The 13710-nt window shown below is 44.1% G+C and carries 16 protein-coding genes; 9 read left to right on the top strand and 7 right to left on the bottom strand.

Features of this window, described 5'->3' with window-relative positions:
* Nucleotides 1-10 precede the first annotated feature (10 nt).
* Entirely contained in the window at nt 11-1087 is a 1077-nt protein-coding gene (locus KYS23_RS12605) for an efflux RND transporter periplasmic adaptor subunit (protein ID WP_159533763.1), read from the top strand.
* Here KYS23_RS12605 and KYS23_RS12600 read toward each other — a convergent pair.
* Nucleotides 1084-1725, bottom strand: coding sequence for an MOSC domain-containing protein (locus KYS23_RS12600; protein ID WP_218418916.1), 642 nt, complete (start codon nt 1723-1725; stop codon nt 1084-1086). The genes KYS23_RS12605 and KYS23_RS12600 overlap by 4 nt on opposite strands.
* Nucleotides 1726-1856: 131 nt before the next feature.
* Between KYS23_RS12600 and KYS23_RS12595 the strand changes: the two genes are divergently transcribed.
* From KYS23_RS12595 to dnaB, 5 genes are all read left to right on the top strand, one after another.
* Nucleotides 1857-2432, top strand: a complete 576-nt coding sequence (locus KYS23_RS12595) for an RNA polymerase sigma factor (RefSeq protein ID WP_159533759.1) — start codon at nt 1857-1859, stop codon at nt 2430-2432.
* Complete coding sequence (locus tag KYS23_RS12590) at nt 2425-2985, top strand: hypothetical protein (protein WP_218418914.1); 561 nt, start codon at nt 2425-2427, stop codon at nt 2983-2985. Before KYS23_RS12595 ends, KYS23_RS12590 begins: the two co-directional genes overlap by 8 nt.
* 11 nt (nt 2986-2996) lie before the next feature.
* On the top strand, nt 2997-3977 hold the full coding sequence (locus KYS23_RS12585; protein WP_246604382.1) for a DUF4097 family beta strand repeat-containing protein: 981 nt from the start codon (nt 2997-2999) through the stop codon (nt 3975-3977).
* Nucleotides 3978-4247: 270 nt separating this feature from the next.
* On the top strand, nt 4248-4718 hold the full coding sequence (locus KYS23_RS12580) for a hypothetical protein (protein ID WP_218396788.1): 471 nt from the start codon (nt 4248-4250) through the stop codon (nt 4716-4718).
* A 189-nt stretch (nt 4719-4907) separates the two neighbouring features.
* Nucleotides 4908-6293 (top strand): replicative DNA helicase, encoded by a 1386-nt coding sequence (gene dnaB, locus KYS23_RS12575; RefSeq protein WP_013786388.1) that lies wholly within the window; start codon nt 4908-4910, stop codon nt 6291-6293.
* Between the two features lie 134 nt (nt 6294-6427).
* Here dnaB and KYS23_RS12570 read toward each other — a convergent pair whose 3' ends face one another.
* From KYS23_RS12570 to rsd, 5 genes are all read right to left on the bottom strand, one after another.
* On the bottom strand, nt 6428-7609 hold the full coding sequence (locus tag KYS23_RS12570) for an OmpA family protein (protein ID WP_159533751.1): 1182 nt from the start codon (nt 7607-7609) through the stop codon (nt 6428-6430).
* A 90-nt stretch (nt 7610-7699) separates the two neighbouring features.
* Nucleotides 7700-8146 (bottom strand): secondary thiamine-phosphate synthase enzyme YjbQ, encoded by a 447-nt coding sequence (locus KYS23_RS12565; RefSeq protein ID WP_218396787.1) that lies wholly within the window; start codon nt 8144-8146, stop codon nt 7700-7702.
* Nucleotides 8136-8600, bottom strand: coding sequence for a chemotaxis protein CheX (locus tag KYS23_RS12560; RefSeq protein WP_159533747.1), 465 nt, complete (start codon nt 8598-8600; stop codon nt 8136-8138). The genes KYS23_RS12565 and KYS23_RS12560 overlap by 11 nt, the downstream gene beginning before the upstream one ends.
* Entirely contained in the window at nt 8590-9063 is a 474-nt protein-coding gene (locus KYS23_RS12555; protein ID WP_159533745.1) for a transcriptional repressor, read from the bottom strand. Before KYS23_RS12555 ends, KYS23_RS12560 begins: the two co-directional genes overlap by 11 nt.
* Nucleotides 9064-9137: 74 nt before the next feature.
* A complete protein-coding gene (gene rsd / locus KYS23_RS12550; protein ID WP_159533743.1) occupies nt 9138-9584 on the bottom strand; it encodes a sigma D regulator in 447 nt (148 codons plus the stop codon).
* A 170-nt stretch (nt 9585-9754) separates the two neighbouring features.
* Here rsd and nudC point away from each other — a divergent pair, with 170 nt between their 5' ends.
* From nudC to KYS23_RS12535, 3 genes are all read left to right on the top strand, one after another.
* Nucleotides 9755-10588 (top strand): NAD(+) diphosphatase, encoded by an 834-nt coding sequence (nudC, locus tag KYS23_RS12545; protein WP_159533741.1) that lies wholly within the window; start codon nt 9755-9757, stop codon nt 10586-10588.
* Between the two features lie 243 nt (nt 10589-10831).
* Complete coding sequence (hemE, locus tag KYS23_RS12540) at nt 10832-11923, top strand: uroporphyrinogen decarboxylase (protein WP_013786381.1); 1092 nt, start codon at nt 10832-10834, stop codon at nt 11921-11923.
* 56 nt (nt 11924-11979) lie between these two features.
* The gene (locus KYS23_RS12535; protein ID WP_159533739.1) at nt 11980-12510 is read left to right on the top strand and encodes a hypothetical protein; all 531 of its coding nucleotides are present in this window, start codon (nt 11980-11982) and stop codon (nt 12508-12510) included.
* A 44-nt stretch (nt 12511-12554) separates the two neighbouring features.
* Here the strand turns inward: KYS23_RS12535 and queG are convergent, their stop codons facing one another.
* On the bottom strand, nt 12555-13706 hold the full coding sequence (gene queG, locus KYS23_RS12530; RefSeq protein ID WP_159533737.1) for a tRNA epoxyqueuosine(34) reductase QueG: 1152 nt from the start codon (nt 13704-13706) through the stop codon (nt 12555-12557).
* Between the last annotated feature and the right edge of the window lie 4 nt (nt 13707-13710).

The following is a 13710-nucleotide window of genomic DNA, read 5'->3' as shown; positions in this document are numbered from 1 at the left end:
TGCAACCACTATGAACATTAAAATAGCCCTCGTAGGCATTAGCGTGTGTTGCTTGTCGCTGAACCTTATTGCACAAGAAGCGGAGCAAGTGCCTCCTGCGATGTTGGTTCAAGTTGATGAAGCTAGAGAAGAGGCGATAACCGCATTAACTTGGGTGCCTGGTACCGTAATGAGTCGAACTGATTCAGATGTCGCCTCTGAGGTTGATGGCCGAATCACGTGGATGGCGAATGTAGGAGATAGTGTCGCAGCGGGTGAGGCTTTAGCAAAAATTGATGATACCCGATTGCAAATCACGCTCAGTCAAAATCAATCTAATATTGCAAGGTGGCGCGCTCAGGTTACCTTGTTCGAAAAGCGCTTGGCACGTTACGAAAATTTGGAAGCCAGTAAAAACACGTCGCGAGGAGAATTGGAAACCGTAGTGGCTGATTTAGAAAATGCACGTCAGGAGCTAGAGCAAGCCACACTGGCAAAAAATTTAACTGAATATCACATTCGACAAAGTAGTGTAAAAGCGCCATTTAACGCCTTGGTGGTTGACCGCATACAAACCCCAGGGGAATACACGAGTATTGGTCAAACACTGATTCGGGTGGTAAATCCCAATAATATCGAGGTGCAGGTGAAGGCGCCGCTCTCCGTATTACCCTTTATCGAGAGTGGCATGCAGGTTAATGTGCTAAGTAAAACCCACGGGGTAATGGAGTCGGTGCGGGCTATTGTCCCTGTGGGCAATGAAAATTCTCGCATGATGGAAATGCGTATCGCGCTTAAACCTGGAGACTTTCCAATTGGAAGTGCGGTAAGGGTGGCGGTGCCGAGTAGTGAGGAGCATGGTGGCGTGACTATTCCTAGAGATGCACTCGTTTTAAGAAAATCCGGTACTTACATTTACCAGCTCAATCAAGACAATGAGGCTCAGCAAGTTAAAGTAGAAACCGGTATAGGTATGGGGAGTAGAATTGAAGTATTTGGTGAAGTAGACCCCACTCAATTAGTTGTCATTCGCGGGGCCGAGCGTTTAAAACAAGGACAAAAAGTGCGTCACGAGTGGGAGGGGGATAGCCTGACAGCGCGCAACTAGCCTTTTCGGCTTATGCGTGCGCATTTATCCCGCCATTCATCATCAATAATGGTTAAGTTAGCCAAGTTGGTCGCTAATTCGACATCGGTTTTTGTGTGCGCACAGCGCATGAGTGTTTGCACATTAACGGTGTCGTCCTCTCTGTTAACCAAGGTTACTGAGTCACCGACGTTAATTGCACCGGTTTCAAGCACGCGGTAATACCAACCTGTTATCCCTCGCTCGCCTACAAATTTGTCTAGGTTTTGAATATTGAAACGCTGGGATATTTTACTGCATGGTGCTCGCGGTGCACTCACTTGCAGCACAACCTCACCAAACTTCCATACGTCGCCGATATAAACCGTGGCATCGTCCATACCATCCACACTGATATTTTCCCCAATACTACCGGGTTCAAACACACCCTCTGGGAAATGTTTGCGCAGCGTGAAGTAATGAAGGGGGCTAAATTGATGCAAAACCTTTTCAGGCCCACCATGAAGTTTCTTGTTTGATTGTTGATCTTCATCGGTACAATCAAGATGAACGGTTAGCTGTGAAACCGCGCTTTTTACAATACTACTCGGGGCACCACGAGGGCCAAGTGGTTGGGGCTGACCTGCGAATAAAGCATCAACTTTCAAGGGTGAGGACATACAAACTCCAAAAATAAGTTATTGCTAATTTAAACCTTTATCACATAGGGTACGACTAACCTTTTAAGAATAACAAGAAGGTAAGCCAAAAATGTTGAAAAAATCGGTTTACGAAAAAAAATGAGATTGTCATGGAGCGCACTTTAGCAAAGGTTACCAACTTGACTAACGATGATGAAAGCCAGCACGAAGCCGCGGTTCTCCTCGCGGCTAAGCAGGGTGATAAAGTGGCCTACAAAACCTTGTATCATAACCATGTCGGGCGAGTGTACGCGCTGTGCTTCCGTTTAACAGGCGACCGTGGTCTCGCCGAAGACGCCACACAAGAAGTATTTATTCAGTTATGGTCAAAGTTAGACAGATTTGACGGACAAAGCCAGTTTTCAACTTGGTTACATAGTGTATCAGCCAATGTGACCGTGTCGTATTTGCGCAAACAGCGCAATTGGGTGCAGCGTATGTTTAATATTGAAACCAGTCCAGCGATGGAGATGCCAGCAGAGGCAGACAGTAGCCAAGTCGATTTAGAAGCATTAGTGGTTAGATTGCCACAAAGAGCACGAATGGTCTTCGTACTGCACGCTATTGAAGGCTATAGGCATGAAGAAATTGCACAAATGTTAGACATGGCAGTAGGCACCAGCAAAGCGCAGTTTCACCGCGCTAAACAACTGCTAAAAACCTGGATGGGGTGTGAAGATGAATAAGTTTGATAACGCCTTAGAGGCTGAGATTCAACGCCTACCTAAAACTCGTGAGCCTGAAAGAGATTTATGGCGCGGTATTGAATTGTCACTACACAGCCAAGTAAGCGGCAAAGCCGATGAAAATGGGCTAAATAACGAGCCCTCAGGCCAAGACAAGCGCGGCACAATTGCTCGCTTATCTACCAAACCTTGGTTGGCGATGGCAGCGAGTGCGATGCTAGTCAGTGTTATATGGTTTTTCTCGCCAGCTTTTACCACGGATGAAACAAGTGGTGAACAACCTAAGCTCGCAGGCTATGCGTTAGTTGATGCACTAAGTGAGCAGCAAGATGATCAGATGACATCCTTGCTAGCAAGTTACGACAGTGCGCCAGAATTAAGTGAAAACTGGCAGGCGCAATTAAAAGAATTAGACGATGCTGCTGGCGTGATAAAAGCAGCATTAAAAGATGATCCAAATAATCGAGCACTATTAAAGATGTTAAAACACGTATATCAACAGCAAATCACATTAATTGAGCGAGTGCACGCGCCCAAATGGCAACAAATTTAAGGAGTTTTATTATGACTATCATTCGCAAAACCTTAGCTAGTGTACTTTTTCATGGTGTACTTTTAAGTAGCACAATGTTGGCGTTTACTGCGCATGCCGGCGAGAAAATAGACCGCGTACTTGATGCCCCAAATAACGTTAAAATTGATATAGAGCACGTCAACGGTGACGCTGAAATTAGAGGTTGGGATAAACCTCAAGTACACGTTACCGGTGAACTGGGTGAAAACACCGATGAGTTTATATTCGAACAACGTGGCAATGTTATCGTTATTCATGTTGAAGTGGAGCGTAGCGGCAAGCACTGGTGGAAAAACAAAGATGAAGGCGATGACCTGATTATTTTTGTGCCCAAATCCAGCGACGTTAACTACACCGCGATTAATGCTGATGTGCAAATAAACGACATTATCCAAAGTGTTAATGTTGAAGTGGTAAACGGAGATGTAGACCTAACCGACATTGGAAATCGGGTTAAAGTAGAGTCGGTAAACGGTGACATTGTGTTAAATAATGTTAAAGGAAAACTGGATATTGAAACGGTAAATGGCGATGTAGAAGCCGTTCATTCAGGTAAGGAAGGTGTGTCTTTCGTTGCCGTTAATGGTGACCTAAGGTTAAGTACATCCAGTCCTGACGTAGCTGTGGAAACGGTTAATGGTGGCATAGATTTAACCCTAGAGAAGATAGACTCTCTTAGTGTGACCACCGTGAATGGTACCACGAATGCGCGCCTGCATTTAAATGAAAACGGGCGACTGAAAGCCAGTTCAGTAGGCGGAGAGTTACGTTTTAATCTTCAACCTAAAGTATCTGCACAATTTGATATTGAGACCCATGCAGGTGGCAAGATTATTAATAACGTTAGTAGCGATGCGGTTAAAAAACCAAAATACGGCCCCAGCAGCTGGCTGCGATTTATCAATAATGGTGGTTCTGCGAGTGTTGATATCTCAACGGTAAATGGGCGTATTACCTTAGATACTCAGTAGCAACAGCAGCCGAGGGAAGCAAAGCATTGGCGTTTTTGCTTGAAATAAGCACTAACGCCCCCATATATAAATTAAGTTAAGGCAGATTAGTACCAGATTGCGACAGGGTGCTAATCCATATTGCGCATAATTAATACGCAATTGATCTGCCTGCCGCAGTTTTGTGTCTATTTACCCCACGCTAGTGAACGTAACGAATCTCCCCACGTCAAAATAGCAACGTCGATATCCGCAAATAGCGCTAAATTATCAATAATTAGGGAAAGAGCTTTGAATATTCTTAGCCATTTAAAACGCTTTTGGCGCTTTCACGGTCTGATAGCCGGTGCAATAAGCATTAGCGTATTAACATTAGGGTGCGCAGTACAAGATCCTGCTTTCTTTGAAGGCACATGGGTGGTAACCCAAGTTTACCAGCCAGGTATCTCAGCACACAGCGCTACAGAAGCTAACGACGTGTTAGGTAGTTCGTTGGTTTACCATTCAGATGGTGCACATTTAAATCAGCAGGCATGTGAATTACCCGAGTATACCGAGAAGAAAATTGATTCTGACGAAATAGCCGCTAGTTTTAAAATAGAGGGAAATGCGTTAGGTTTCGACGAGGGGAAAATCTCGCAGGTCGAGCTTTCTTGTGCAAATGGCCCGCAGGCGTTAGGCTCAGTGCTGCTGTTTCAAGAGCATAATGTTGCTTATACCGTTTTTGACGGCACCTTTTTTCGCATTGAAAAAACGCTCTAAGATAACCATCTTGGGGTGAAGTTGTTGGAAGAGCCCTTACAAGACAAGCGCTTCACAAACGTTAGGATTTCGCTAGTCGTTAATAATTTTTGTTAACCTTCATTTATGATCCCTTCCTCCATTGTTCAACGTTGCGCAAAAGCGCATAATAGTGAGCCGTGCTTCAAGTAAACAGAGTAGGTAGTGTAAGTGGTATCCCCTCCAAAAGGCGATAATAATGTAGAGAAGTTGAAAGTTCCCCCTCATAGTATTGAGGCAGAACAGTCTGTTCTTGGCAGTATGCTTATTGATCCAGAAAGTTGGGACAAAGTAGCGGAACTTGTTACCGATACCGATTTTTACAACCGCTCGCATCAAACCATATATAGCGCCATAACTCGTTTATTAAACAGAAGCGCACCGGTCGACCTCATCACGGTTTCTGAAGAGCTTGAAAAGCACGATGAACTTGAAAATGCAGGTGGCTTTGCTTATCTCGGAGAGCTCGCAAAAAATACGCCAAGTTCTGCGAATGTGGTGTCATATGCGCAAATTATCAGTGAACGTGCAATTACACGTGAGCTTATCGGTGTAGCCCATGAAATCGCAGAAGTTGGATATAACCCCGAGGGTCGTGACAGCGCTGATATTCTCGACTTAGCGGAAAGCAAAGTATTTGAAATAGCAGAGCGTCGCACCGGCGAAAATGAAGGCCCCCGTGATGTAGAAGCGGTTTTAGGTAAGACCATTGACCGTCTTGAAGTCTTGGTTAAAACCAACAAAGAAGTAACCGGTGTTACTACAGGTTTCACGGACTTAGATAAAAAGACCAGTGGTTTACAGCCCTCAGACCTTATTATTGTTGCGGCGCGTCCCTCAATGGGTAAAACCACCTTTGCGATGAACTTGGTTGAAAATGCCATGATGTCCGAGGAAAAGCCGGTTTTAGTGTTTAGTTTAGAGATGCCCTCTGAACAAATCATGATGCGTATGCTGGCGTCACTTAGTCGAGTGGATCAAACCAAAATTCGTACCGCTCAGTTAGATGACGAAGATTGGGCGCGTATCTCTAACACCATGGCGATGCTCAAAGACAAAGACAGATTATTTGTTGATGATTCATCTGGCCTTACGCCCATGGATGTGAGAAGCCGTGCGCGTAAACTCGCTCGCGAACGTGGTGGTATAAGCTTGATCATGATTGATTACCTTCAACTTATGCGTGTGCCCTCACTAAGTGACAACAGAACCTTGGAAATTGCTGAAATTTCTCGCTCACTCAAAGCATTAGCAAAAGAATTAGAAGTGCCAGTAGTTGCCCTATCGCAGCTTAACCGAAGTCTAGAGCAACGAGCAGATAAACGCCCAGTAAACTCAGACTTGCGTGAATCTGGCTCTATCGAGCAGGATGCCGACCTTATTATGTTTATCTATCGTGATGAGGTTTATCATGAGAACAGTGAAGAGAAAGGCGTAGCAGAGATTATTATAGGTAAACAGCGTAATGGTCCTATCGGAACCAGTCGCCTTACGTTCCAAGGCCAGTTCTCTCGTTTTGACAATTATGCCGGCCCAGCAATGCCTGACGAATATTAACCAAGTATAAACGTTTGCTGTCGATGAATGGCAACAAGGTTAATTGTTGAAAAGAAAAGAAAAGAAAAGAAAAGAAAAGAAAAAAGCAATAAAAAAGGCGCCATTAGGCGCCTTTTTTTGTGTCTGAAAGAAGCTTACTTCTCTTCAGGAACCTTAACAGTATCTTTAACAGTCACAGAGATGCGACGGTTAACACGATGTGCTTCGGCATTTTTAGCTGTATCTAGTAAACGAGTCTCACCGTAACCAACAGTTTCTAAACGGCTAGCATCGATATCGTACATGTCTACCATTACTTCTTTGAAAGATGCAGCACGGTCTTCAGAAAGATCCATGTTGTATGCTTCAGAACCTGGTGCAGAAGTGTGACCTTCAATTACTGCAGTAGTGTTAGTGTACTGCTTCATGAATTCAGCGAATTCAGAGATTTCTGGGTCACGAGGTGCTTTAACAACAGAACTTTCATTGTCGAAAAGAACGCGTAGTGTAATTTCTACCGTTTCTTCGTCAAATACTGTACAACCTTTAGCGTCAACTTTAACGCCAGCAGCTGTGTCTGGGCACATGTCTTTCGCATCTACAACGCCGTCGTTGTCAGCATCTTTAAGTGCACAACCTTTAGCATCAACAGTAGTACCTGCTGGCGTGTTAGGGCACTGATCTACACTGTTAAGTACGCCATCGTTGTCGTTATCCACGCTACAACCCGTTGCGTCAACACGAACACCAGCTGGTGTCATAGGGCACTGATCACGGCTGTCGATTACACCATCGTTGTCTGCGTCTTTTGGCGCAGAAGGTGTAGATTTACCGAAAGGAATAGCTAAACCAAGTTTCACACTGTAGTCGTTATAGTCTTCACCAAAGTCATGGTAAGTAGCAATCTCTGTAACAATCTTAACAGACTCAGAGATATCCCAGTGTTTACCAATACCGATGTTACCTAGTGTTGTTGACTCGCCGACTGATTGGCGTTTAACACCACCGAATAAGTACCATGCATCGTTAGGCATGAAATAAAGTGCATCTACACCTACCATTTCGCCATCATCGCTAGAACCACCAACGTAGTCTAGTTCTAGAGCCGTAAATTCAACACGTGCTGCCCAGCTTTGAGTGAAACGGAAACCGTATTCGAATGATACGCCTTGACCGTCATCTAGCACTTCAGTAGTAGGACGTTCAACGTCAGTGTTGTAATACAGACCAGAAATACCAAACCAGTTTTTGTACTCTGGCTCAGAAGAATCTTGTGCAAAGGCAGTTGATGAAAGTACGGCAAGCGAAAGCGCCGCTAATTTAAAGTGTTTTTTCATAGTCACATCCTGTTAAACGTTGAGTGATTATCGATTTATGATAATTCTAGCTTGTGCTTAGTTGTTCTAAGCAATTAATATGCCGCTTTGTTATATAGGCGATGTCGCTAGCCCTTGTAATGTGGCAATAATCGTTCGTTGGCCGCCAATATCTCGGTGCTCGCCTAGCATGATGCCCTGCCAAGTACCAAGTTGTAGCCTCCCTTTTTCCACCGGTATTGAAACCTGACACCCCAATAAACTTGATTTCAAGTGAGCTGGCATATCATCACTACCTTCGTAAGTATGCCGGAAAAAGGGCAAGTTTTCTTTTACACTATAGTTAAAGAAGGCCTCCATATCCGACCTAACAGTCGGATCTGCATTTTCATTTATTGTTAAGCTAGCACTGGTGTGTTTCAGCCATAAATGAAGAAGGCCTACCTCCATACTTTCCAGCATGGGCAAAGCGTTAATTATATACTCTGTTACTAAATGAAAGCCACGAGGAAATTCAGGTAATGTAATTTTTTCAGAGTACCAGGAATTATTTGTCAAAGCAGATCTCTAAGTGCGCCAATCCTTCATCGCACATAAATGGAAGGATGATTTTCGCGCCGCTGACCTGATGGCTAATGGTGTGCTGCTTACCAGACACAACAATTGGTGTCGCCATTCCAAATTCAAAACCGCGATCTGCAAGGTCGCGTTTTGCATTTCCGCATATCATGTTGGTGACTTCACCAACCATATCCCCAACCTCTGCATCGAGTTTTTCAGGGCGTTCTCCAACCATGCGCTCCATAATTGTTAGCGCTAACGACTCTTCGAAGGTAATAGACATAGAGCCACGTACGTTAGGGCCCACCATACCAATTAATCCAGATACATCACCTTTAGCTACTTCACCTTGCTTACGCTTAGGTTTACCTGGAGTAAGCTTGGTTTGCGCCATGGTTTCTAACACATTGAGTAAACCCGAGATAAACGGATTAACGAACTCAGCATTCATGGGAGTGCTCCTTTGCAACGGTATTTTCCGTTTGTTGACAATCAGCACAAAGACCATGCGCCTCTATTGTTTGTTTAGATACTTTGAAGCCATTGGCCTCTGCCTGACTATCTAATGTTTCTTTCAAACCTTCAGACTGTATCTCTGCAACGTCACCACAACTGTCGCAAATAAGAAACTGTACAGGATGGTTACAACCAAAATGATAACAGGCGACAAATGCATTGGTCGACTCAAGACGGTGAATAAAACCGAAATCGAGTAAAAAATCAAGCGCTCGGTATACGGTGGCAGGTTTTGCACCGGACTCTGTCTCTTTTAGCGCATCTAATAATTCATAGGCCCCCATTGGACCATGCTTAGCGACTAATATTTCGTACACTTTCTCTCTAAGAGGGGTAAATCTAGCGCCTCTTTGCTCGCAGTATGCGCGAGCTTTGTGGATAAGCGTGGCTTTATTCATTTATTGTTACCGTGGCTATTTTACTAATTATATTGATAATGACGTCATTAATGACAGATGTTCGCCTACTTTACTTACTCTACATTGGCGTACATGTGTGCGATTAATTGATCCTCTAAAGCAAAGCGCTCTTCAAGAGTTTCACCAATATTCGCAAGCTCACTGTCAAAAACAGCAGCTTGTTCAATAGTAAGTGCCTCTGCGAATTTATCATTAAACTGTAGGGCTGAGTCGGTGGTTTGCGTAAGTTTTGGGTAAAGACGCTGTTTTAACGCTTTTCCTTCTACCTCATCGTCAACCAACATATCAAAGACCTCGAAGTGCCCAGCGGAAAGGTAATCCATTAGGTTTTCACAAAAATTAGCAATGTCATTTGCCTCAGGCAATGACTCGCCTTGCTGGTCTAAACCGGCTAAGTGACAATAGGACACAAGCAGTGACTGTCTGGCTAACAGCCAATTATCGACAGTGTCACTTTTACCGCCCCATTTTACTTTTACCTTCTCTAACTGCTGTAACATTTCATGATCCTTTCAATCAGCGCTTGTTCTAATTCAGCGCCTGTTATTTACCAGCATTTTAACCTAGTATAACACTCAGCCTATACGACACAAATTGAACCCACTGAGTTGTCGTAATTAAATATATGTTACCTTACCTTGTATATCTTTAATGGGTGGATGACAGTTTTATGATGATAAAGCGTAGTGACAGTGAAATCGAGACTGAAATCGGGCAGTGGATCATTTTTACCAAAGGTCGGATAGTCATTCGTAAGGGCGAAATAAACGTTCCTTTAGCGCATATCAATGAGTTTACCTTTCTCGAAAATTATCGCGAAGAGGTTCATCAACTCCCTCCATTGCACGAATCTGCTCAGAGAAACGAACCTGTCTTTGTTGTAGATCTTGGCGCTGAAACGATAGAAGATGAACAATGGGAGTCGGTTTCGTTACGGCAATTATTGTTCGAGCAACAAGATATTGGTTTTTCAGTCATAGGTCGCGCTTGGCAATATGTCCATTTTTTAAGAACTCATCAGTTCTGTGGGCAATGTGGTTCGCACACCGAAAGAGTAAATTGGGAAATGGCAGTACATTGCCATCGGTGTCATCACAGAAGTTATCCTCGCGTATCGCCATGCATTATTGTGTCAATTCACAACAATGAAAAGCTGCTACTGGCAAAAGGCGTCAGGCATAAAGAAGCGAATATGTATTCTACCCTTGCTGGATTTGTAGAAAGTGGCGAAAGCTTAGAAGAAGCCGTCCATCGGGAAGTATTCGAAGAAGTAGGGGTAAAAGTAAAGAACCTACGTTACATCGATAGCCAGCCTTGGCCATTTCCACACTCAATAATGGTTGGATTTATTGCTGAGTATGAAAGTGGTGAAATTCGGTGTCAGGAAAACGAAATTGATGATGCACAGTGGTTTAGCGTTGATGCATTGCCAACTATTCCACCGCCATTCTCGATTGCAGGCCAGCTCATCGCTAAAACACTGTCGCAATTAGAAGACAAATAAAAAACCCTGCCGAAGCAGGGTTTCAATGAGTTTAGCACGGTCCCTTTGCGGGCTTCTTTCTCGTTGCTGTATATATTAGTAGCAAACACTTACTATTAGTGCAAGCCCCTTTTTCAAGTATTGTTCGTCGCAATATTAGGCATAAGTGTCGCAAGTTGCCAAATTACGACAGCTTTTTAGCACAAAAGGAAATGAATACTGGTATAATTTCGCCGTTTTATTTTTCTAATTTCAGGTGAACATATGTCGCAAAAAGCTACCAGTGCTGCTAAACCCGCTTTAAAGAATGATCGTTACCTACGGGCGTTATCAAAGCAACCTGTCGATGTCACGCCTGTATGGATGATGCGACAAGCTGGTCGCTATTTACCTGAATACAAAGCAACTCGTGCTGTTGCTGGCGACTTTATGTCTTTATGCAAAAATGCCGAGCTTGCCTGTGAGGTTACCTTACAGCCTCTTCGTCGTTTTCCCTTAGATGCTGCTATTTTATTTTCAGACATCCTAACGATTCCAGATGCGATGGGCTTAGAGCTCTATTTTGAAACGGGGGAAGGTCCGCGATTCAAAAAACCGATCACCTGCAAAGCTGACGTAGATAAAATTGGTTTGCCAGACCCAGAAGGCGAACTGCAGTATGTAATGAATGCAGTGCGCACCATCCGCCGTGAACTGAATGGCGACGTGCCTTTAATTGGTTTCTCTGGCAGCCCATGGACACTTGCTACCTATATGGTAGAAGGTGGCTCTAGTAAAGCCTTCACTAAAATCAAAAAAATGGCGTTTGCTGAACCGGCGATATTGCATGCTTTATTAGAGAAACTGGCCGATTCCGTAACGGAATACCTGAATGCCCAAATAGCAGCAGGTGCACAATCAGTCATGATTTTCGATACATGGGGCGGTGTGTTGTCACCACGAGACTATAAAGACTTTTCATTGCAATATATGGCGCGTATTGTTGATGGACTTACCCGTGAAGCCGATGGCAGAAAAGTACCGGTTACTTTGTTTACCAAGAACGGTGGCATGTGGTTAGAGTCTATTGCTGCTACTGGTTGCGATGCAGTCGGCCTTGATTGGACTATTGATATTGCAGAAGCTCGTGCGCGCATTGGCGACAAAGTAGCGTTACAAGGCAATATGGACCCTTCCATGCTTTATGCCTCACCAGAAAGAATTCGTGAAGAAGTGGGCACTATCTTATCGGGCTATGGCGAAGGTTCTGGCCATGTATTCAATCTAGGCCACGGTATTCACTTAGATGTACCACCAGAAAATGCAGGTGTGTTTGTGAATTCAGTTCACGAACTCAGTGCGCCTTATCATAAGTAGTTATATGAGTAGCTATATCAGTAGCTACGATTCGCCAACAAGCTGGTAAGGAAATCATGAAACCCTGGGTTGTTATTGTACTCATCCTCTTTATTGCCGTGACAGGTTATCAGTTCGGCTTTTACCACGGAAAGTTGGCAAGTTCCAACGTGGAGAAAGAGCGCTTGAATACTGTGCTGGAGCGTTCGCGTACCACTGCAAGTAGCAATCTCAGGGTGATTAAAGCCACCCCTCAAATGTCTGGCGAATCAAACATTCAGACCCCAGAAAACAGTCACAATTTTGCTATGAATGAAGGCCTATCAGACTTTCAGGTTCAAAACGAAATAACGGAATTTTTAGCGTTTCACCCGAGTGGGCAAAAACTGACCCTGAATACGTTTCAATGCACGCAATCCGAATGTGAGTTTACTGGGGAATATTTAGGCAGTCATGCGGGCTTCGAGCAAATGCTTATCGACTTGAAAGCCCAGTCGTGGTGGCAATTTGGTGAAATGCTTGAAGTAAGTAATATTGAAGAGGGAAACACCCAAGTTGGTGTTAAGTTTTCATCTAGGTCCGTGCTCATCAGCGATGCAACTACCTAGTAGATTTTAATATAACCTGCTTTATTTAACCAGTACCTTCGTGCTTAAGCGTCTCTTGGTAACCCTTTCTCTACTGCTCTGGTTAATCTTTTTTGTTGTCTATTGGCCTTCTCTTCGAACGCTACGCCTGCTTTCTTATTCTCTTGTTGTGCTAACGCCCACAAAATGTGCCGATCCACTTTATCGCTTACCTTTCCAAGGTTTGTCTGAAGGGCGTTAACAGTTTGTGCACTATAATTGGCGTTGCCCAGTGCAACGGCAATATTACGTTGCCATTTTTCAAACCCAATTCGGCGAATGGGGGAACCTTCGGTATTGGTCAAAAAGGTTGCTTCATCCCATGAAAAAAGCGTGGTTAGGCTTTGCCCATGCAATACCTTTCTTGGGTGAAAGTCTTCTTCTTCAGTAATATTGGCATAACGATTCCACGGGCAAATTAGCTGACAATCGTCACAACCATAAATTCGATTTCCCATTAAGGGGCGAAGGTCCTCGGGAATATCCTTGTCTGATTCAATAGTAAGATAGGAAATACAACGTCGAGCATCCACTTTATAAGGAGCGACAATGGCATTAGTAGGGCAGATTGTTAAACATGCTGTACATGTACCACAGCCTTCTTCTACTGGTGAATCAACGGGTAAAGGTAAGTTGATAAAAAGCTCACCTAAAAAGAACCAAGACCCCGCTTCTTTGTTAATGGTTAAGCTGTGCTTCCCTGTCCAGCCTATGCCGGCTTTCTCAGCAATTGCGTGCTCTAAAACAGGCGCTGAATCTACAAACGGCCGGTATTCCGTGTTGCTCAGCGCGGTGGTAATTTTATCACCTAGTTGCTTTAGGCGTTTTCGCAGCACCTTATGATAATCACGGCCGAGTGCATATCGACTGATATATCCTGTGTCTGATTGGCTTAAATGTTTTGCAAATGAAGCATCTGGAGGGAGATAGTTCATTCGCACACTAATAACCCGCAGTGTGCCCGGCACAAGTTCATCGGGGCGAGCCCGTTTCATGCCATGGTTAGCCATAAAGGCCATGTCACCGTGATAGCCGTTCTCTAACCATTCGGTTAAATAGGCTTCATGCTGATGTAAATCAATGTCGCTAATGCCAACTTGCTGAAAGCCTAGCGCGCGGCCCCAAGCCTTGATATCTTGGGTCAATTGAATTAGGTCGATAGAATTAATAGTGGACATGTAC

It is taken from the genome of Alteromonas lipotrueae (assembly GCF_019249255.1).
GTDB lineage: Bacteria > Pseudomonadota > Gammaproteobacteria > Enterobacterales > Alteromonadaceae > Alteromonas > Alteromonas lipotrueae.
This window is presented reverse-complemented; position numbering and strand designations above follow the sequence as displayed.